This window comes from Citrobacter sp. MNAZ 1397 (assembly GCF_023613995.1).
Classification (GTDB): domain Bacteria; phylum Pseudomonadota; class Gammaproteobacteria; order Enterobacterales; family Enterobacteriaceae; genus Phytobacter; species Phytobacter ursingii.
On record NZ_JAKIVH010000001.1, the window covers coordinates 1,298,155 to 1,317,882 of the forward strand.

Sequence of the window (19,728 nt, forward strand, 5' to 3'; positions counted from 1 at the left end):
ACGAATGAAAAACGCCTTAACGCACGTACTGCGTTACGATCTGGCGAATTTGCAGCTGTTGTTCTTCGGTAAATGAAACGGCATAACGACTTTCGCCGACGTTATAGCCCATAAGTTGCACTGCTTTTTTAACCGCCGCCGGAGAGAACCCTACGCTATAGAGATCGGTACGCAGACCGGTGACATTTTCTTGTGCCTGACGGGAGCCTTCCACGTCGCCAGCCCTGAAATGCGACCAAATGGCATTGATTTCTTTTGGTGCGACGTTCGCAAGACCAGAGATACAGGCAGAACATCCTTCCACGAATCCCCGGTGAATCAGGGAGTCCGGTCCATTCAGGACATCGAAATTCTCGATATCTTTAACGGCGTTCAGAAATCCACTCAGGCTTTCATAGCTGCCTGCGCTGTCCTTAATGCCAATAATGTTCGGATGTTCCGCCAACACGCGGACAGTCTGTGGTTCAAGGGTATTCCCGGTGCGGGCAGGGATGTTGTACAGAAATACCGGTACGCTGAGGGCATCCGCGACGGCGGTATAATGGGTAATTAATTCGTTTTGTTTTAAGGGGACAAAATAGGGGGTGATCACGGAAACCGCGTCGACGCCCAGTTTTTCAATCTGTTTACCCAGACGGATGGTTTCGCGGGTAGCGATCTCACCAATATGTGCCACCACATTGGCGCGACCGGCCACTTCATCAACGCAGGCTGCGGTGACGGTGATTTTTTCCTGCTCGTTAAGCACAAAAAACTCACCGTTGGTGCCGCCGCAGAAAATGCCGTTTCCGGCCGTCAGTTGGCGATTGACCTGTTCTTTCAGTGACTGAACATTCAATCCACCTTCTGCATCAAAAGGCGTGACGATCGCCGTCAGCACGCCTTCAATTTTCTTACTCATTGCACATCTCTCCGTGATAAATCAGTGAAACAATGTCTGGTAAATCGCCTGCACGGCGCTGTGATCAACCGTGCAAGGGGCGTTATTCATCAAGCGCTTAACGTTCAGGGCGGCATCGGCCAGCGACGGAATATCCGCACGCGGTACCCCCAGCGCTTCCAGGTTGTCCGGCAGATCGAGGCGTTTTACCAGCGCAGCAAAGTAATCCACCAGCGCGTGGGATTTATCCTCATCGCTGAGCGTGGTGTCGGCGTCCGGAACGAGATCCCACACCTGCGCGAATTTTTCGACGGCGTACGGGCGCACCACTTTCATACAGGGGGCCAGCAGAATGGCATTCGCGACACCGTGCGGCAGATGGTATTTGCCACCCAGTGGGTAGGAGAGCGCATGCACCAGATGCGTCCCGGCATGGGTGATTGCCGCACCGCCGTAATAAGAAGCCCATAACATTTCGAGGCGCGCGGTCAGGTTGTGCGGCTCGCTAACGGCGGTTTCGATATTGTGCAGAAGCTTACGCAGACCGGTCAGGGCTACGTTATTGCTCACCGGGTTGGCGATCGTAGCGGTAAAGCATTCAATCAGGTGGCACAGGGCATCAATACCGGTAGAAGAGGCGATATGCGCTGGCATGCTGGTGGTCAATTCCGGCAACAGCGCGACATAATCCGGCAGCAATACCGGAGAGATGATGCCCACTTTGGTGTTCTGTTCCGGGATCGCCAGGATCGCGTTTGGCGTGGCCTCAGATCCGGTCCCTGCGGTGGCCGGAATCAATAAAGAAGGGACGCGTGCGGTCGGTTTTTCCCCGGCGAGCAGGGCGTCAAGGCCGGGTGAGCGAGGATGACAGAGGACCGATAACAGTTTGGTGACATCGAGAACGCTGCCGCCGCCGATACCCACGACCAGATCGAATGCTGAGTCCGGCGAGCCGCCAAGAATACGGGCGACATCATGTTGGCTGGGTTCTGGCGGTACGCTGTCAATAACCTGTACCCGTCGGCCTTCCGCCTGCAGCAGTGTCAGGATCTGTTGCGTTGCGGCAAGTTTGATGACGTTGCTGTCGCTAACCAGTAAGAGTTTATTTTTACCCGTAAGCAATGGCGCGATGGCGGGAATGGCCCCTGCGCCGCTTATCAGGGTGCTGTTTATTGTTACCACAACGTTCTCCTGTCTGTCTTTGTGGTGATTGAAATCAATCATATTTTTTCAATCACGGTCACTGTATGGCATAAATTTATAATTTATTCGCAAATTAAATAAGTTGATCTTGCTCACATATAATCAATTATGATTGAATATAATCATATCCAGAACGTAACGACCCGGAGTAGGGATGAACAAACAAACCTCGGACCAACAAGTGGTCATTCTGGCCGATGACTTCACAGGCGCGAACGATGCGGGCGTGAGCCTGGCGCAGGCAGGGATGCGTGTGGACGTCGTGCTGGAAGCGACATACCAAAGCGATGCGCAGGCGCTCATTTATAACAGCGATAGCCGCGCACTGACGGCGGATGCGGCACAAGAGAAGGTGGCCGCGCTGACTGAAAGCGTATTACGTCAGTATTCGCCGACGTGGCTGGTAAAAAAGATAGATTCCACGCTACGCGGTAATCCGGGAGCCGAAGTGATGGCCATGCAGCAGGTTACGGGGGCGGCGGCGGTGATTATCGCCCCGGCGTTTCCAGCGGCAGGACGCATTACCCGGCAGGGGAAATGCCTGGTAAATGGCGTACTGCTCACCGACACCGAGTTTGCCAGCGATCCGAAAACGCCGATTACCAGCGCGGATGTGGGAGCGCTCTTTATCGGGCATAGCCAGAACATTACCCCCTCACAATTACCCGTCGCGCTCTCACACGCCCGTGCACAAGCACCTGTGCTACTGGTAGTGGATGCGCAAACGGACGCCGATCTGGATGACATCATCACCCATGCTATGCAGGCGAGCGAAAGGCCGTTGCTGGTGGGTTCTGCCGGGCTGTGTGACGCCTTGTCACGCCGTCTGGCGCCGGAAAAACAGGCGGTGGTGCTGGCGGTGGTCGGTTCAATGAGTGAAATCGCTCAAAAACAGGTGCGTACAGCTGCGCAGCATCCTCGCTGTGAACACATCTTTATTGATATCAATGATGTCTTCCAGCCGTCTTCCACCGACTACCGCGCCGCGATTACCACCGCGCTTAACGCGGGCAAACACTGTCTGGTGCATACCTGCCCGGATGAACAGGCGCGCCATCAGGTGGCTGCGCTATGCGAGCGCTGGGGGCTGAGCCGGGCGGAGTGCGGTGAGCGTATTTGTGATTATTTAGGTGCACTGACCCGGGATGTACTGCAGCACAGTACGCCTGACGGACTTTATCTCTCCGGCGGAGATGTGGCGATAGCTGTCGCCAGGGCGCTGGGAGCAAAAGGGTTTCAGATTCGTGGGCGCGCCGCTGAATGCGTGCCCTGGGGATATTTTTCAGGTTGCGAATGGCAACGACCAGTGATGACCAAAGCGGGCGGTTTTGGCGACGAAACCACGTTGCGCAAGGTTTTGTATTTTATTGAGGAGAAGTCGAGTGACTAACATTATTGCCGTAACGATGGGTGATCCTGCGGGGATTGGTCCGGAGATTATTATTAAATCGCTGGTCGAAGGGGAGCTGTCCGGGGCGCCGGTTGTGGTTGTGGGGTGCGCCCAAACGTTCAACCGTATCCTGGCGCTGAACGTGACGCCGCATGCGGAACTGCGCATTATCAACCAGGTCAGCGACGCCCGCTTCGCGCCTGGCGTGATTAACGTGCTCGATGAACCGCTGGCGGATCCGCAGGCGCTGGAACCCGGCAAAGTACAAGCCCAGGCGGGCGATCTGGCCTACCGTTGCGTGCGGCGCGCGACGGAACTGGCGATGGCCGGCGAAGTAAAAGCCATTGCCACCGCACCGCTGAACAAAGAAGCGCTGCACTCAGGTGGTCACCACTATCCGGGTCATACCGAGCTGCTGGCGAAACTGACCAATATTAACGACTATGCGATGGTGCTCTATACCGACAAACTCAAAGTGATTCACGTCACCACTCATATTGCGCTGCGTAAATTCCTTGATACCCTGAATCAGGATCGTATCAAGACGGTAATTCGTGTGGCGGATACTTTCCTCAAACGTGTTGGTTTTGCAAACCCGCGTATCGCGGTGGCCGGGGTGAACCCGCATGCCGGAGAAAATGGCCTGTTTGGCGATGAAGAGATCACTACCGTAGGCCCGGCGGTTGAAGCGATGAAAGCCGAAGGGCTCAACGTTTACGGCCCGTGCCCGCCGGACACGGTCTTTATGCAGTGCAATGAAGGGATGTATGACATGGTGGTGGCGATGTACCACGATCAGGGGCATATTCCTTTAAAATTGCTGGGCTTTTACGATGGGGTTAATATCACTGCTGGTTTGCCGTTTATCCGTACCTCTGCGGATCATGGCACCGCCTTTGATATCGCCTGGACCGGAAAAGCGAAACCGGAGAGCATGGCGGTCTCCATCCAGTTAGCTATGCAAATCACACGAGAATAATATGAAGGGATATAACCGGTTAGAACAGATTATGGATTATCTGAAAGGCCATAATCTGGTAACGGTAGACCAACTGGTGACAATCACCAACGCGTCTCCTGCCACCATTCGCCGCGATTTGATCAAACTCGATCAGGAAGGGGTGATAAGCCGTTCACACGGCGGCGTTACGCTTAACCGGTTTATCCCCTCGCAGCCGACAACGCTTGAGAAAATGCAGCGTAATCTGTCGGAAAAACATGCTATCGCCTGTGCGGCCGCGTCGCTGGTGAAAGCGGGCGACGCCATTGTGCTTGATGCGGGCACCACCATGATTGAACTCGCTCGCCAGTTGACGCATCTGCCGCTGAGGGTCATCACCAGCGATTTGCATATCGCGCTGTTTCTCTCTGAGTTTAAGCAAATCGAAGTGACCATTATTGGCGGGCGAATTGATGATACCAGCCAGTCATGCATCGGCGATCATGGTCGTAAGCTGTTGCAGGGGATTTGGCCGGATCTGGCCTTCGTTAGCTGTAACGGCTGGGATCTGGAAAAAGGCATCACCTCGCCAACCGAAGAGAAAGCGGCGCTGAAACGGGCGTTGATTGATAATGCACAGCGTCGGGTGTTGCTGGCTGACAGCAGTAAATACGGGGCGTGGTCGCTGTTTAATGTCGCCCGTCTTGATTCGCTGACGGACATTGTCACCGACAGTCACCTTGGCGACGATATTCGCCAGAAACTTGCCGTCTTGCCTGCCCGGTTAACCATTGCCAGTTAGCATCCTGCCCATTGATTGCTCTATTTCGTTAAAACAAACGGCGTGCTCATTGCCACGCCGTTTGTTCGATAGCAGCGAGTCGCCTGTTACGGCAGGCGAGAGATATTCTGCTTAATCACCGACACGGAGTGGTTAAATTTCGCCACTTCGTCCGCTTCAAGCTGTAACTCAATAATCTGCTGCACGCCGCTCTGGGTCAGGACCGCAGGCACGCCAATGGCGACATCGCTCACGCCATACTCACCGTTAAGCACGCAGGAGATCGCCAGCGCGCGGTGGCTACCGGTAAAGATATTGCGGCAGATCTCCGCAATCGTCCCGGCAATCCCGTACTCGGTGCAGCCTTTACGGGCGTAAATTTCAAAACCGTGTTTACGAACGCTCTCTGCCAGCCCGTCAAAATCGATGTTTTGCCCGGTACGCCGCTTCCAGACATCGGCAATCGGCGAACCGTAAACGGAGGAGTGCGACCACACCGGAAACTGAGTGTCGCCATGTTCGCCAAGGATAAACGCGTCGATACTTTGCGCGCCGATATCCAGCGTTTGCGCCAGCGCGCGCCGCAATCGGGTGGTATCGAGCCAGACGCCGGTACCAATGACCTGGCTGCGCGGCAGGCCAGAGAGTTTCCATACCTGCCAGGTGATGATGTCACAGGGGTTGGTGGCAATCAGAAAGATGCCATTAAAGCCGTTTTCCATCATCTGCGGCACAATATTTTTGACAATACGCGCGGTGTTCTGTAGCTCGTCCAGGCGGGTCTGCCCTGGCTTAAGCGGGCCACCGGAGACGGTGATGACCGCAATATCCACATCGGCACAGTCAGCGGCATCGCGGCTGGTAATATGCATCATGCCCGGCATATATGCGGCGGCGTCCGCCAGATCCTGCACATGACCTTCAACGCGATCGCGATTCAAATCAACAAGGATCAACTCTTCGGCAATGTTCTGATTCAGCAGGGCGTAAGCCGCCGATGCGCCAACATTGCCGGTACCGATGATCATCACTTTGCGGGCTCTGGTATTCATTTCTCTTCCGTTATCACGATTACGCGTGAGCGTAAATTACCGCCGCAGGCGCATTTTATGCAATCCGGACAGGGATATATAAGTTAATTGTATGGCGAAGTGAGCAGGGTTTGCGCGTAATTTAACAGAACAATAACAGGAGGAGTCATGTATACCTTTATTCCTGCCTCGGCAACTCAGCCAGGTATTCGCGCCCTGATTGCCGCCCTTGATGCATATCAGGCTGAACTTTACCCGGCTGAGAGCAATCATCTCCTCGATTTGGCATCTTTGCCACCTGAGCGCGTCATCATGCAGGCCATCGTGGATGCGTCCGGTGCGATGGTCGGTTGTGGTGCCATAGTCCTTAATGACGACGGTACCGGCGAGATGAAACGGGTCTATATTGATGCGCACCATCGCGGCCAGCAACTGGGGGAAAAGCTGCTGGTAGCCCTTGAGCATGCGGCACGGGATCGCGAATGCCACACATTGCGCCTGGAAACGGGCATTAAACAACACGCGGCGGTCCGTCTTTATTCGCGCAGTGGATATCAGCAGCGGGAGGCTTTTGCCCCTTATGCAGAAGATCCGCTCAGCATTTTTATGGAAAAACGGCTGACTGCGGATCGGCGTTCAGCAGCTCAATAAAGGCGTCCAGGTGGCGGGTCTTCGCACCGCGCCGCCACACCAGCCAGGTATTCAGCCAGCGCCAGTTTTCCGCCAGCGGCCAGGCGCCAACCTGGTGGTGACCGGGCATACTTTCCAGCATGCTGCGTGGGATCAGCGCCAGCCCGGCCCCGGCAATCACACAGGCCAGCATCCCGTGATAGGACTCCATTTCGTGGATTTTACCGGGGGTCGCCTGATCGGCGTGAAACCAGCTCTCAAAATGGCGACGATAGGAACAGTTGGCGCGAAACGCATAAATACTGGAACCGTTCACCTGGGCCGCCCGGGTGATGGGCTCGTGGCCATGTGGGGCGACAATCATCATCTCTTCACGATAGACAGGGATCCCTTCAAGCCCGGGATGCATTACCGGTCCGTCGACAAAGGCGGCGCTCAGGGTGCCATCGAGAATACCGTCGATCATGGTGCCGGAGGGCCCGGTTGCCAGATCAAACTGAATGCGCGGATAGCGCTGGTTATATTTCGCGAGCGTGGCCGGAATGCGCACCGCGGCGGTGCTCTCCAGCGAGCCAAGTGAGAACAGTCCCTGCGGCTCGTCACCGGCCACCACCATCCGCGCTTCATCAACCAGCGCGAGGATCTGCTGGCTGTAGCGTAAAAAACTGTGCCCGGCGGGGGAAAGACGCAGCCGCTGGTTTTCACGAATAAAGAGATCTACCCCGAGGTCCGCCTCCAGCTGGCGAATGCGGGTGGTGAGATTTGACGGCACACGATGCACTTTTTGCGCGGCCTGGGTAATGCTGCCGGTTTGCGCCACGGCGTTGAACATCTCAAGCTGCGTTAAATCCATAGTGTTCTCCATTCGTGAATAGTGAAGTTAATATTATTCAGTTTTCAGAAATAGCAAATTCAGCGACCATAGCGCAATACCTGAACAGCGAAAGCGAGAGAATTATGTCAATTTCATCTGCCACCCATGCTATTTCTGTCAATCCGGCAACCGGAGAAACCCTCTCGGCGACGCCCTGGGCCAGTCGTGAAGACATTGACGCGGCACTGGAACTTGCCGCCAGCGGGTATCGCCAGTGGCGACAAAAAAGTATCGCTGAGCGTGCGCAGGTCTTGCGCGCGGTCGGCGCGGTATTACGCCGCCATGGTGAGGCGATGGCGCAATTGATTTCTCAAGAAATGGGCAAGCCGATAACCCAGGCGCGCGGTGAAGTCACCAAATCAGCCAATCTGTGCGACTGGTACGCCGACCACGGTCCGTCGATGCTGGGTTCGGAAGCGACCCTGGTAGAAAACAATCGGGCGACGATTGAATACCGACCAATGGGGCCGATTCTGGCGGTGATGCCATGGAACTTTCCGCTGTGGCAGGTACTGCGCGGCGCGGTGCCGATTCTGCTGGCGGGCAACAGTTATCTGCTTAAACATGCGCCGAATGTGCTGGGCTGTGCGGATCTGACAGGCAAAATCTTTGCCGAGGCGGGCGTACCACAGGGCGTGTTTGGCTGGGTAAATGCCACCAACGACGGCGTGAGCCAGGCGATAAACGATCCGCGCATTGCGGCGGTCACCGTCACCGGCAGCGTGCGTGCCGGGGCGGCGATTGGCGCCCAGGCAGGCGCCGCGCTGAAAAAATGTGTTCTCGAACTGGGCGGTTCTGATCCGTTTATCGTCCTCAATGATGCGGATCTCGATCTGGCCGTGAAAGCGGCAGTGGCCGGACGTTATCAAAATACCGGACAGGTTTGCGCGGCGGCAAAACGCTTTATTGTGGAGGCCGGCATTGCCGATGCTTTCACGGAGAAATTTATCGCGGCGGCCGCGGCCTTGCCACAGGGGGAACCTCTGGATGAGAGCACCTACCTTGGCCCCATGGCGCGTTACGACCTGCGCGATGAGTTGCACGCACAGGTACTGGCGACTCTGAGTGAGGGGGCAACCCTGGCGCTTGGCGGCGTGAAACCTTCGGGGGCAGGGAACTACTATCCGGCAACCGTACTGACCCATGTGACGCCGGAGATGACCGCTTTTCGTCAGGAGATGTTTGGCCCGGTGGCAGCCATCACCGTGGCGCGCGATGCGGCACATGCCCTTGAGCTGGCCAATGACAGCGATTTTGGTCTGTCGGCGACGGTATTTACCGCGGATATGGCGCTGGCAGAGGATTTTGCCGCCCGCCTGGAGTGTGGCGGGGTCTTTATTAACGGATACAGTGCCAGCGATGCCCGTGTCGCCTTCGGCGGTGTGAAGAAAAGCGGATTTGGCCGTGAGTTGTCACATTTCGGCTTGCACGAGTTTTGTAATGCGCAAACCGTATGGAAAGATCGCCTGTGATCTTAGGCGCGCCCTGCGGGGTGCGCCGTCTGTGAATGTCATGGTTTCGTCATAGTTCTTTCGTAAACTCGCGGGCATCGTGAGGTTATAGAAGAATATCATGAACTTAAAGCAAATTTTTCGCCGAATTTTTCGGCAACTGACACCCCGGCAGTTTGGCTTACTGGCAGGTATCTTCTGGATAATCGGACTTTTTTCCGCACTCCAGATAGCGTCATCCTTCGTTCTCACCCTGTCGTTACGCGATGCGCAGCACAATGAACAACTCAATCAACACACTCACCTGCAACAAGTGAAAGTAGATGAAGCCCGTGTAGCATTACTGGCGGCAAGTGATCTGCTTAACCGCGCGGGTGTCTATTTTATGCAGGATAAAGAGACCGGTTCTGATGGTAGCTGGCATAGCCTGATGGATGAAGCTCAGGCTGCGCTTGCGACGTCACAGAAAGCCTGGCAGGCCTGGCTTGCGATGAATCCCCCGAAAGATGACGGGCTGGTCAACAGTTACCAGCTTTTCTACGGTGCAATCAAAGAGCAGGCCGACGGGCTGGTCAAAACCAATTCGATCGATGCCTTTTTTGCCGTTCCGGCCCAGGCATTTCAGGCCGACTTTAACGATAATTACGCGCGCTTTCAGCAGGCCAGCGAAAAGCGGGCCGATGAAGGTCGTTTGACCTTAATGGGCGGGCTGGCGCGTCTGCAGCAGGTGTTTGTGCTGGTGCCTGCGCTATTGGTGATTATCGCGATTGCGGTCTGGTTTGCCATGTCGCGCTGGCTCATCACACCGCTACGTCGGCTCATTGCCCATATCAATACCCTGGCTGCCGGCGACCTTTCCACGCCATTGCCCGACGTCAAACGCTTCAACCGCGAAATTGACCAGATTGTCCTGAGCGTCGACACCATGCAGCACGGACTACAACAACTTGTCAGTCAGGTGAGTCACGCCACCCGTTCGATGGTGAACAATATCGATAGTCTGGCGCAGGGCAACCAGAAGTTGTATCAGCAATCGACCCGTCAGGCACAAGAACTGGAGGACGTCACGGCCCATATTGCGACGCTTGAATCCCATGTTGAAGGTAATAGCGGTTATGCCCGGCTTGCCAGTGAACGTGCGGATGAAGCGCGCAAGGTTGCGGCGGGGGGCGACAGTATGATGGAGACGGTAAACCAGTCGATGCAGGCGATTGTCGGTCGTGCTTCTGAAATGCGCGGCATCGTTGAGTTAATTGACGGGGTGGCCTTCCAGACCAATATTCTGGCGCTTAATGCCGCCATCGAGGCGGCGCACGCGGGTAACCATGGGCGCGGTTTTGCTGTGGTGGCAAAAGAGGTAGGGCTGCTGGCGCGTAAGAGCAGCCACTCGACGCAAACCATTCAGCAATTGATCAACCACTCTTTACAGGGCATTAACGACGGCACCCACGCGGTAAGCAAACTGGAAGATAATCTGCAACAGGTCACCGGCCTGGTTGGACATCTGAGCGGCTTACTGAACGATATCTCCACGGCTACCCTCAGCCAGGGGGAGAGCATCCATCATATGACCCGTCGACTGCATTCGTTGAATAACGTAGCGCGGCGCACCGGGGAACTGGTCACCGATGCCACCGAAGCTTCGGTGCAATTGCATAATGATTCTCACGCGCTGATGCAGGCAGTTTCCCGCTTTCGTCTCCCGGCCTGATTTTTGCTATACTCGCAGCCCCATTTACGGCTGTGAGTAAGGATCGGGTGTGGCGACAGTCATGGATAATGGCGTACTTGAGGCATTGCTTGAGCAGGTACGTCCGTTGAAAGGTCAGGGGAAAGTGGCAGACTATATTCCCGCGCTGGCAACCGTCAGCGGGGACAAGTTGGGTATCGCCATTTGTACCGTCGACGGGGAACAGTTCCAGGCCGGTGACGCCAATGAACGTTTTTCTATTCAGTCCCTTTCAAAAGTGCTCAGCCTTGTGGTGGCGATGAACCATTACGAGGAAGATGAAATCTGGACGCGAGTTGGCAAAGATCCTTCCGGCCAGCCGTTTAATTCCCTTTTGCAACTGGAGATCGAACAGGGAAAACCGCGTAATCCGTTTATCAATGCCGGTGCGCTGGTGGTCTGCGATATGTTGCAAAGCCGCCTTAGCGCCCCGCGCCAGCGGATGCTGGAAATCGTGCGCAAACTTTCCGCTACGCCGGATATTGCGTTTGACAGCGTGGTGGCCCGTTCAGAGTTCGAACATTCCGCACGCAACGCGGCGATAGCCTGGCTGATGAAGTCCTTTGGTAACTTCAATAATGATGTTGCCACGGTACTGCAAAACTACTTTCATTACTGTGCGCTGAAAATGAGCTGTGTCGAGCTGGCGCGTACCTTTCTCTTTTTGGCCGATAAAGGTACGGCGTCGCATCTTGCGCAACCAGTGTTAACGCCGCAACAAACCCGGCAGGTCAACGCGCTGATGGCAACCAGCGGGATGTATCAAAATGCCGGCGAGTTCGCCTGGCGTGTAGGCTTACCGGCAAAATCGGGCGTGGGCGGTGGAATTGTGGCGATTGTACCGCAAGAGATGGCCATTGCGGTCTGGAGCCCGGAACTGGATGAGGCCGGAAATTCACTGGCGGGGATTGCCTTACTGGAGGCGCTTACCCGGCAACTGGGGCGTTCAGTGTATTGATGTCTGAATACGACGCATTATTTGCGCGGCTTGCCCGTTCCCCTTTTCGTTCCCGCTTTCGTCTGGGGGCGAAAGAGCGCCAGTACTGCATGGAAAAAGGGGCCGAAGCGATCGCGACACACGCGGCTGACTTTGTAGCCCGGCGTCTGGCCCCGGCGTTACCGCATAATGACGGCAAACAGACGCCCATGCGCGGTCATCCGGTCTTTATTGCCCAGCATGCCACGGCTACCTGCTGTCGGGGGTGTCTGGCAAAATGGCACGCTATTCCCGCCGGCGCTGAGCTAACTGAGGTGCAGCAGCGCTATATCGTCGGCGTTATTTACCACTGGCTGGTACTGCAAATGAATTCATAAAATTAATGAATTAAGCGGTAAAGGCATGTTACCAGGCTGTTGTAAATGCATTACATTAAGCTATACGCTATTTTTGCCACGTCGAAATGACTTGCTACATCCTTATCTGGGATTGATATGTAATGCGCGCTCTTTTTTCGCCTACATTTCGCCTGTTGCGAAATGATCAGCCGTTCATCAATGCGACGGTGATTTTTCTGATCACCACGCTTTTTTATTTTGTCGGGGCGATGCTGCGTCTGGTCGAGGCACTTTCGCTTTTCTGGCCGCTAAACGCAGTGATGGCAGGGATCTTTGCCCGTTACGCTTTTTTACAGCGCTGGCCTTACTATTTGATGAGTTATCTGGCAATGCTCATCTACGATGGCGTAACCACTTCGTGGGGCTGGTCATCGGTGGTGATTAACCTTTCCAACATGATTTTTATCGTGACCATAGCGCAGCTGGTGCAGCGCGAACAGCGGCTTATGCGTCACGCGCCACAACCGATCAACGCCCTTAACCTTTTTGGTTACTGCCTGGTATCGGCAATGCTCTGCGCGCTTTTCGGCGCTTTTGGCTCGATGGGGGTGGTCATCAACCAGGATTTCCTGATGCTGTTTGGCGACTGGTTCAGCGAGCAGTTCTCGACAGGGGTACTGATCCTGCCTTGCATTCTGACTGCCGTCTGGCCAACAAAAGAGCCTGCTTTTAACAGTAAAACGCTGCTGCCGATACTGGTGTTGATTGCCTCCGTACTGGGATCGGTGTGGATCGGTGGCGCGGGCAGCCTGGCATTCCCCCTGCCTGCGCTTATCTGGTGCGCCCTCACTTTCTCCTTGCCGGTGACCTGTCTGCTGACATTAATAACCGGTGGACTGGAGATCATTTTGATAGCCAAAGGCATGATCGATATTTTTGTCGCCTCGCCGTTGCAGATGTCGCGCATGTTTTCTGCCCGACTGGGAATAGCCACTATGGCAATCTGCCCGGTCATTGTCTCTGTCAGCATGGAAACCATCAACCGTCTGATGCGTCATGTTTCCTTGCGCGCGGACTACGATTTTCTGACCCGTGTTTACTCCCGCTCCGGCCTGTATGAAGCACTCAACCGCGACAGCAATGGCTTTGCTGACAAACATCTGACGGTAATGCTGCTGGATATCGATTACTTCAAAAGCGTCAACGATAACTACGGGCACGAGTGTGGCGACCAGGTGCTCGCCTCGTTTGCGCAGAAGGTACGTCAGGAGTTGGGGGGGAAGGGGGTTATTGCCCGAATGGGGGGGGAAGAGTTCGCGGTGGTGGCCGTCACATCCGGTCCGCAAGCCGGTTTATTACTGGCTGAACGACTGCGCAAGTCGGTTGAGGAACATCTTTTTCACTGGCATGCCCGAACACTGCGCCTGACGGTTAGTATTGGCGTGAGTAACGGGCAGGTGCTTTCCGGTTCGTTGACGGAGGTCTTTAATAAATTACTCGCTGAGGCGGATGAGTATCTCTATCGTTCCAAAAAAGCGGGGCGAAATTGCTCCAGCATGCGTCAGTCGCCAACGGAAGAAGCCTTAAAATCTTCGGTCGGTTTCTAAGATCAGCTTGCTGAATGGCCTGATTCGACAGGCCATGTTTGCCTTGTTATAAGGCAAAACGATAGAGATAAGTTATTAAATTGCTTGCTACAAATTTTCATCGTCAATACTATAACTGAGTATATGTACCGGAAATAATTTGCGCCATGAATGGATCTGACAATTTGAAGAACAGCGAGCGGATCTCTGGCGGCAGGTTTGTCAGACGCATGTACCTGATGCGTATTCTTGGGACATTTCTCTGTTTTTTCCCCATTCTTTCGGTATTGCTTGAGTTACATCGTCCCCTCTGGCTGATACTTTTGCTGGGCGCTAATGCCTTTATCTGGCCGACGTTGGCTTTTTTGCGAGTCCGTTTCTCCGATACTCCCCTGACCCTGGAACATCAAAATCTGATTTTAGACGCCGCTGCCGGGGGATTCTGGATAGCGATGATGTCGGTTAACCCACTCCCCTCAGTGGTCATCGCCACAATCCTGTTGTCCGATCGCCTCTCGGCGGGCGGCATTGACCTGATGCGTAAAGCCGGTTTGTTAATGCTGGCGGCATTTGCAGCAGCCTGGGTTGCGCAGGGGATGCATGTTGATGTGCAAGTGTCTCAGCGCACCATGTTCGCTACGCTGCCGTTGATTGCCATTTATATGCTGGCGCTCAGCGTACTGACCCATAATATTGCCGTTAAGCTGCGAAATAAAAGCCGCGAGCTGGAACGCATTGCGATGATGGATCCTCTGCTGGATATTGCTAATCGCCGCCTGCTGGAAAAACGTATCCAGTATGAACTCGATAAACTGCGTGAATTGCCGCGCAATTCAATGCTGATGTTCATCGATATCGATAACTTTAAAGAGGTCAACGATCGGTTTGGCCACAAAGTGGGCGACGCGCTGCTGGTCACAGTGTCGAAGATTTTACATGCCGCAACGCGTAAGACTGATACGCCGGCCCGCCTGGGGGGAGATGAATTTGTGATTTTGCTTCCGGATACCACAGCGGAAGAGGCGCTCGCCGTTGCCGGGCGAATTATGGATTCCGCCGCCGTGATGAGCGTAAGCCAGGAATATGCCTTCCACTGTACCCTCAGCATTGGCATTGCCAGCGCAACCCAGGAGATGCAAAACGTCACCGACTGGCTGAAAGCAGCGGATGACGCCCTCTATAAAGCAAAACGTCGCGGTAAAAATCAAATCTACTCACACTGACAAACGTGCTGAATACGCTAAGCTTTATCCTGTACACCGCGAATCGATCGCTCGATCACGCCTTATAAACGCGGACACCTGCCGATACTGACTAGCGAGATAGGCTCTTTATGAAAACTCCTGCTCTTCCCTTTGACGAGGAAAAACGCCTGGCATCGTTGCGCGAATCCGGGTTGCTTGATTCAGGAACTAATGAACGTTTCGACCGCCTGACAAGGCTGGCAAAGCGGTTGTTCAATGTTCCTATCGCGCTGGTAACGCTGGTGGGGGAAAAGACCCTGCATTTTAAAACCAGTGATGGCCACGCCCACGAAAGTCTGCCGCGCCATCTCTCTTTTTGCGGACACACCATCCTCAGCACAACGCCGCTTATCGTCAACGATGCCGGTAGCGACGAGCGCTTTTGTGATAACCCGCTGGTAACCGGAGAATCCCATCTGCGTTTTTATGCAGGCTATCCACTGCGCCTGCCCGATGGCGCGCTTGTCGGTTCCTTTTGTTTGCTCGATCGCAGCCCGCGCGCGTTCTCATCGGCCGAGGTGGAGATTCTGAAAGATTTTGCGCTGATCGTGGAAAATGAGTTCGCAGTGATGAGCGCTGCCACGACCGATGAACTCACCGGGCTGTTTAACCGCCGTGCGTTTGATAACCTGGTGAAATTCGCGATTAGCAGTGCCCGTCGTCGCGCTGAACCGTTGGCGCTGGCGTGGCTTGATCTTGATGGTTTCAAGCAGATCAACGACAACTGGGGCCACAACGAAGGCGATGAAGCCCTGCGTTCAATGGCAAAAGTGATGCGCGAAAGCTTTCGGGAAGCGGATCTGTTGGTGCGTTATGGTGGCGATGAATTCGCGGTGCTTTTCTCCGACACGCATGAACAAGGTGCGTGGATTGCCGTTGAGTACCTGGTTGAGCAGACCGAGGCCTGGAACCTGTCCTCCGGTAAACCCTGGAAGCTTGCTTTTTCATGGGGAGTGAGTGAGTTCGATCATAACGGTAATGGCGATATAAAAGCCTGGCTGGAAGATGCGGATGCCAAAATGTACGCCATGAAGACCAAAAACCATCGCGAACGCTAATACCCTGGAAAAAACGCTGACACGGAATGTCGTGTTTACAATATGTGAATCTCACCGTGGTTGCTTTTAAGGAAAAAAATGACCACTTTCTCTTCTGTTCGCCTCCTGTATACCCGTTAAATCCGTATCTATATGAATAAAACGCTGTCACGTTCTGCAAGACGGCGTGCAGAGCGTTGCGACGGGCCTTTTTAGCAGTTTTTGTGACGGATGTTGTATTTTTGTGGTTGCTAGCGGAAATGTTGTCTCGCTTTGATCAAAACAGGGGTTCATGGTCGAAAAGTTTGGTAAGTTATTACACCAATCTTCCTAGGTTGTATGACTAATCAAAAAAGGAACCCATTGTGAACACAGTTAACCGTCGCGATTTTCCCGGCGCTTCTTACCCTGAGCGTGTGATTCAGTTTGGTGAAGGCAACTTTCTGCGTGCCTTCATCGACTGGCAGATCGATTTATTGAATGAGCACACTGACCTCGATGCCGGGGTGGTGATTGTTCGTCCAATCGACAGCGACTTCCCGCCGTCTCTGAGCACCCAGGACGGCCTGTATACCACTATCATTCGTGGCCTGAACGAGCAGGGCGAAGCGGTCAGCGACTCCCGCCTGATCCGTTCCGTGAATCGTGAAATCAGTGTTTACAGGCAGTACGATGAGTTCCTGAAACTTGCGCATAATCCCCAGATGCGTTTTGTCTTCTCCAACACCACCGAAGCCGGTATTAGCTACCATGCTGGCGATAAATTCGATGATGCGCCCGCGGTTAGCTACCCGGCTAAACTGACCCGTCTTTTATTTGAACGTTTCAGTCATTTTAACGGCGCGGCAGATAAAGGTTGGGTCATCATCCCGTGTGAACTGATTGACTACAACGGTGATGCGCTTCGCGAACTGGTGCTGCGTTATGCGCAGGACTGGGCGTTGGGTGACGCATTCGTGGCATGGCTCAACACCGCGAACACGTTTTGCTCCACACTGGTTGACCGTATCGTAACGGGCTATCCGCGCGATGAAGTGGCAAAAATTGAAGCGGAGCTGGGCTATCACGACAACTTCCTCGACACCGCAGAACACTTCTACCTGTTTGTGATCCAGGGGCCGCAGTCACTGGCTGCAGAGCTGCGTCTGGACAAATATCCGCTGAACGTGCTGATTGTCGATGACATCAAACCGTATAAAGAACGCAAAGTCGCTATTCTGAATGGCGCGCATACCGCACTGGTGCCGGTAGCTTTCCAGGCAGGTCTCGATACTGTGGGCGAAGCCATGAACGACAGCGAAATTTGTGCCTTTGTTGAGAAAGCGATTTATGAGGAGATCATCCCGGTTCTTGACCTGCCGCGCGATGAGCTGGAATCCTTTGCCAGCGCGGTGACCGGGCGTTTCCGTAACCCGTACATCAAACACCAGTTGCTCTCTATTGCCCTGAACGGTATGACCAAATTCCGTACCCGTATTCTGCCGCAATTGCTGGCAGGGCAAAAAGCTACCGGTAAACTGCCCGCGCGTCTGACCTTTGCGCTGGCCGCGCTGATTGCTTTTTACCGCGCAGACCGTAATGGCGAAGCCTATCCGGTACAGGACGACGCACACTGGATCACCCGTTATCAGCAGCTCTGGGGCCAGCACGGCGACCATCAGATCAGCACCAGCGACCTTGTGAAAGCGGTACTGTCGGTCAGCGAACACTGGGAGCAGGATCTGACCCAGGTTAGTGGATTGGTAGAACAGGTTTCACTGGATCTCGACGCTATCCTGCTGCAGGGCATGCGTCAGGCTGTGAAACCGTTGTGCTGATAGCATTCGGTTAGACTGCTATGAACCCGGCTTACGCCGGGTTTTCTTTTTGACGTCATTAGTTACAACATACTTATTATGGTGCTAATAACAGGCGCATCGGAATCGGCGGAAAAAAACGAAAAGGTCTCTCAGGCTGGAAGATCTTTTCTATACTTTACTGTGCCACACCAGTGCCGAGACATTCGGCCAGGGAAATCCGTTGTTGCCGCAGTCGGCGCAACAAGAACGAAAGAGAGGGACAAGCAATGGAAAAGCTGGAAAGAGCGGTGCCTGTTGTCATGGGTCTGGTCGTCAGTATTTCGCTTCTTGCCACGGCCTGGGATATCTCATTCGTCAGTACGTTACCCTGAGTAGTTACCTGAAAGGGGACTCGTTCCCCTTCAGGTTTTAAGCCATTCCCGCGTCTCTTTCGCAACCCGCTGTAATAATGCCACCGCTTCTTCGCTGCTATGAATATTGGTGTATCCGATGATTAACCCGTAGCGTTTTTCAGAGCTGTTATACCACTCTGAAAGCGGACTGACCTTTAGCTGCTTTTTTTGCCAGATTTGCGCCAGGTGTACATCACCGGTGCCGTGGCGCAGAAAAGCGATAATATGCATGCCGCCATCATTGACCTCAACATCGAATAGATCCGGAAAAACCTGGTGTAGCGCATCGAGCACCCTCTGGCGGCGCTGTTGATAAAGGGTGCGCATCTTCTTTAAATGGCGAAAGAAGTGTCCTTCGTTGAGAAAACTTGCGACGATTTTTTGTGTCAGAACCGATTGCCCGCTTTCGATAATTTCGCCGGTCTCATGGAATGCGTTAAGCGTACTGCGCGGCATAACCAGATAGCTGATACGCAGTGCAGGCATCACCGTTTTACTGAATGTGCCCATATATATGACCCGATCCTCAATATCAAGGCTTTTGAGGGCAGGCAGTACCTTGCGGGTATAATGAAACTCGCCGTCATAGTCATCTTCTATTATCCACGCGTTGTTCGCTGCGGCCCACTCCAGTAACTGACGTTTACGCGGCAGGGAAAGAGTGACGGCCAGCGGGCTATGGTGTGAGGGAGTGATGCAGACAAAGCGGGCATCCGCATGGTTTTTCAACAAGTAGTCAACATCGAGCCCTTGCTTGTCTACCGGTGCGTAATGCAGGTTTTCCACGCTCCTTTTCAGTAATTGCTGGCCAAAGATATAACCCGGGTTTTCAATGACGACCTTATCGCCGCGCGCCGCCAGCGCGCTCAGGATTAGCGTAAGGTTATTACGATAACCTCCAGTGATATAAATCTGTTCCGCAGTGCAGGTGAGTCCGCGAGAAAAGGTCAGATAACGGGCAATGGCCTCACGCAGCGGCGGATAACCCATCAGTGGGGGATTGGTCATCTCTGCGGCGGACATGGCGCGCACGGCTTTGCCGGACAGGAGCAACCATTTCTTGTAAGGGAAAGCATCCAGCGCCGGGATGCCCAGACGCAGGTATCCCTCCTGATCGCGAACGTCTACCATTGACTTGAGCTGTGTGTCAGCCGTCCATACCTGAGCGGGTGGCCCTGCCTTTTCAGAGATCCGGAGATCCGGGTTTACTCGTGTACCTTTCGCGCCCTGGCTTACCAGAAAACCTTCGCCCACCAGAATGGCATATGCGGTTTCCACTGTTTTTCGCGCGACCTCAAGTTCGTCGGCCAGCACACGCACGGAAGGGACTTTGTCACCGGGTTTCAGCACCCCGCTGAGAATGTTGTGCCGGTAGCGCGCGTAAATATCGCGGTAGCCCGTTTTCATGTCCTACCTCATATGTCGGATTATGTATCTTTTTACTACGTCATAAATCTCTAATATAGCGCTTGTCGAATCAATTCAT

At 54.1% G+C, this 19,728-nt stretch carries 17 protein-coding genes; 12 read left to right on the forward strand and 5 right to left on the reverse strand.

Features of this window, described 5'->3' with window-relative positions:
• Positions 1 to 16 precede the first annotated feature (16 nt).
• Positions 17 to 901 carry a dihydrodipicolinate synthase family protein gene (locus L2097_RS06060; protein ID WP_142518371.1) on the reverse strand — a complete coding sequence of 295 codons (885 nt, stop codon included), beginning with the start codon at positions 899 to 901 and terminating at the stop codon, positions 17 to 19.
• Positions 902 to 922: 21 nt separating this feature from the next.
• Positions 923 to 2,062 (reverse strand): iron-containing alcohol dehydrogenase, encoded by a 1,140-nt coding sequence (locus tag L2097_RS06065; RefSeq protein ID WP_250352353.1) that lies wholly within the window; start codon positions 2,060 to 2,062, stop codon positions 923 to 925.
• A gap of 175 nt (positions 2,063 to 2,237) precedes the next feature.
• On the opposite strand from L2097_RS06065, the gene dtnK reads away from it, so the two are divergent.
• The 3 genes from dtnK to L2097_RS06080 are packed head-to-tail and all read left to right on the forward strand — an operon-like array spanning position 2,238 to position 5,215.
• Positions 2,238 to 3,473 carry a D-threonate kinase gene (gene dtnK / locus L2097_RS06070; RefSeq protein WP_250352354.1) on the forward strand — a complete coding sequence of 412 codons (1,236 nt, stop codon included), beginning with the start codon at positions 2,238 to 2,240 and terminating at the stop codon, positions 3,471 to 3,473.
• Positions 3,466 to 4,452 (forward strand): D-threonate 4-phosphate dehydrogenase, encoded by a 987-nt coding sequence (locus tag L2097_RS06075; protein ID WP_047370235.1) that lies wholly within the window; start codon positions 3,466 to 3,468, stop codon positions 4,450 to 4,452. Before dtnK ends, L2097_RS06075 begins: the two co-directional genes overlap by 8 nt.
• A gap of 1 nt (position 4,453) precedes the next feature.
• The gene (locus L2097_RS06080) at positions 4,454 to 5,215 is read left to right on the forward strand and encodes a DeoR/GlpR family DNA-binding transcription regulator (RefSeq protein WP_047370236.1); all 762 of its coding nucleotides are present in this window, start codon (positions 4,454 to 4,456) and stop codon (positions 5,213 to 5,215) included.
• A gap of 86 nt (positions 5,216 to 5,301) precedes the next feature.
• Here L2097_RS06080 and L2097_RS06085 read toward each other — a convergent pair whose 3' ends face one another.
• Positions 5,302 to 6,246 carry an L-lactate dehydrogenase gene (locus tag L2097_RS06085; RefSeq protein WP_047370237.1) on the reverse strand — a complete coding sequence of 315 codons (945 nt, stop codon included), beginning with the start codon at positions 6,244 to 6,246 and terminating at the stop codon, positions 5,302 to 5,304.
• Positions 6,247 to 6,393: 147 nt separating this feature from the next.
• On the opposite strand from L2097_RS06085, the gene L2097_RS06090 reads away from it, so the two are divergent.
• The gene (locus tag L2097_RS06090; protein WP_250352355.1) at positions 6,394 to 6,876 is read left to right on the forward strand and encodes a GNAT family N-acetyltransferase; all 483 of its coding nucleotides are present in this window, start codon (positions 6,394 to 6,396) and stop codon (positions 6,874 to 6,876) included.
• Here L2097_RS06090 and ptrR read toward each other — a convergent pair.
• Positions 6,830 to 7,708 carry a putrescine utilization regulator PtrR gene (gene ptrR / locus L2097_RS06095; RefSeq protein WP_047370239.1) on the reverse strand — a complete coding sequence of 293 codons (879 nt, stop codon included), beginning with the start codon at positions 7,706 to 7,708 and terminating at the stop codon, positions 6,830 to 6,832. The genes L2097_RS06090 and ptrR overlap by 47 nt on opposite strands.
• Before the next feature lie 104 nt (positions 7,709 to 7,812).
• On the opposite strand from ptrR, the gene sad reads away from it, so the two are divergent.
• From sad to L2097_RS06135, 8 genes are all read left to right on the forward strand, one after another.
• The gene (gene sad / locus L2097_RS06100; protein WP_250352356.1) at positions 7,813 to 9,201 is read left to right on the forward strand and encodes a succinate-semialdehyde dehydrogenase; all 1,389 of its coding nucleotides are present in this window, start codon (positions 7,813 to 7,815) and stop codon (positions 9,199 to 9,201) included.
• Between the two features lie 100 nt (positions 9,202 to 9,301).
• Entirely contained in the window at positions 9,302 to 10,891 is a 1,590-nt protein-coding gene (locus L2097_RS06105) for a methyl-accepting chemotaxis protein (protein WP_250352357.1), read from the forward strand.
• 49 nt (positions 10,892 to 10,940) lie between these two features.
• Positions 10,941 to 11,867: a glutaminase B gene (glsB, locus tag L2097_RS06110; RefSeq protein WP_250352358.1), complete on the forward strand. Its 927-nt coding sequence runs from the start codon at positions 10,941 to 10,943 to the stop codon at positions 11,865 to 11,867.
• Positions 11,867 to 12,223: a DUF4186 domain-containing protein gene (locus L2097_RS06115; RefSeq protein WP_047370243.1), complete on the forward strand. Its 357-nt coding sequence runs from the start codon at positions 11,867 to 11,869 to the stop codon at positions 12,221 to 12,223. The genes glsB and L2097_RS06115 overlap by 1 nt, the downstream gene beginning before the upstream one ends.
• Positions 12,224 to 12,345: 122 nt before the next feature.
• Positions 12,346 to 13,791, forward strand: coding sequence for a GGDEF domain-containing protein (locus L2097_RS06120; protein WP_250352359.1), 1,446 nt, complete (start codon positions 12,346 to 12,348; stop codon positions 13,789 to 13,791).
• Between the two features lie 209 nt (positions 13,792 to 14,000).
• The gene (locus L2097_RS06125) at positions 14,001 to 14,993 is read left to right on the forward strand and encodes a sensor domain-containing diguanylate cyclase (protein ID WP_250353135.1); all 993 of its coding nucleotides are present in this window, start codon (positions 14,001 to 14,003) and stop codon (positions 14,991 to 14,993) included.
• Between the two features lie 110 nt (positions 14,994 to 15,103).
• On the forward strand, positions 15,104 to 16,072 hold the full coding sequence (locus L2097_RS06130) for a sensor domain-containing diguanylate cyclase (RefSeq protein ID WP_250352360.1): 969 nt from the start codon (positions 15,104 to 15,106) through the stop codon (positions 16,070 to 16,072).
• A 344-nt stretch (positions 16,073 to 16,416) separates the two neighbouring features.
• A complete protein-coding gene (locus tag L2097_RS06135) occupies positions 16,417 to 17,868 on the forward strand; it encodes a tagaturonate reductase (protein ID WP_047370247.1) in 1,452 nt (483 codons plus the stop codon).
• Between the two features lie 383 nt (positions 17,869 to 18,251).
• Here L2097_RS06135 and pdxR read toward each other — a convergent pair whose 3' ends face one another.
• Positions 18,252 to 19,649 (reverse strand): MocR-like pyridoxine biosynthesis transcription factor PdxR, encoded by a 1,398-nt coding sequence (pdxR, locus tag L2097_RS06140; RefSeq protein WP_250352361.1) that lies wholly within the window; start codon positions 19,647 to 19,649, stop codon positions 18,252 to 18,254.
• Between the last annotated feature and the right edge of the window lie 79 nt (positions 19,650 to 19,728).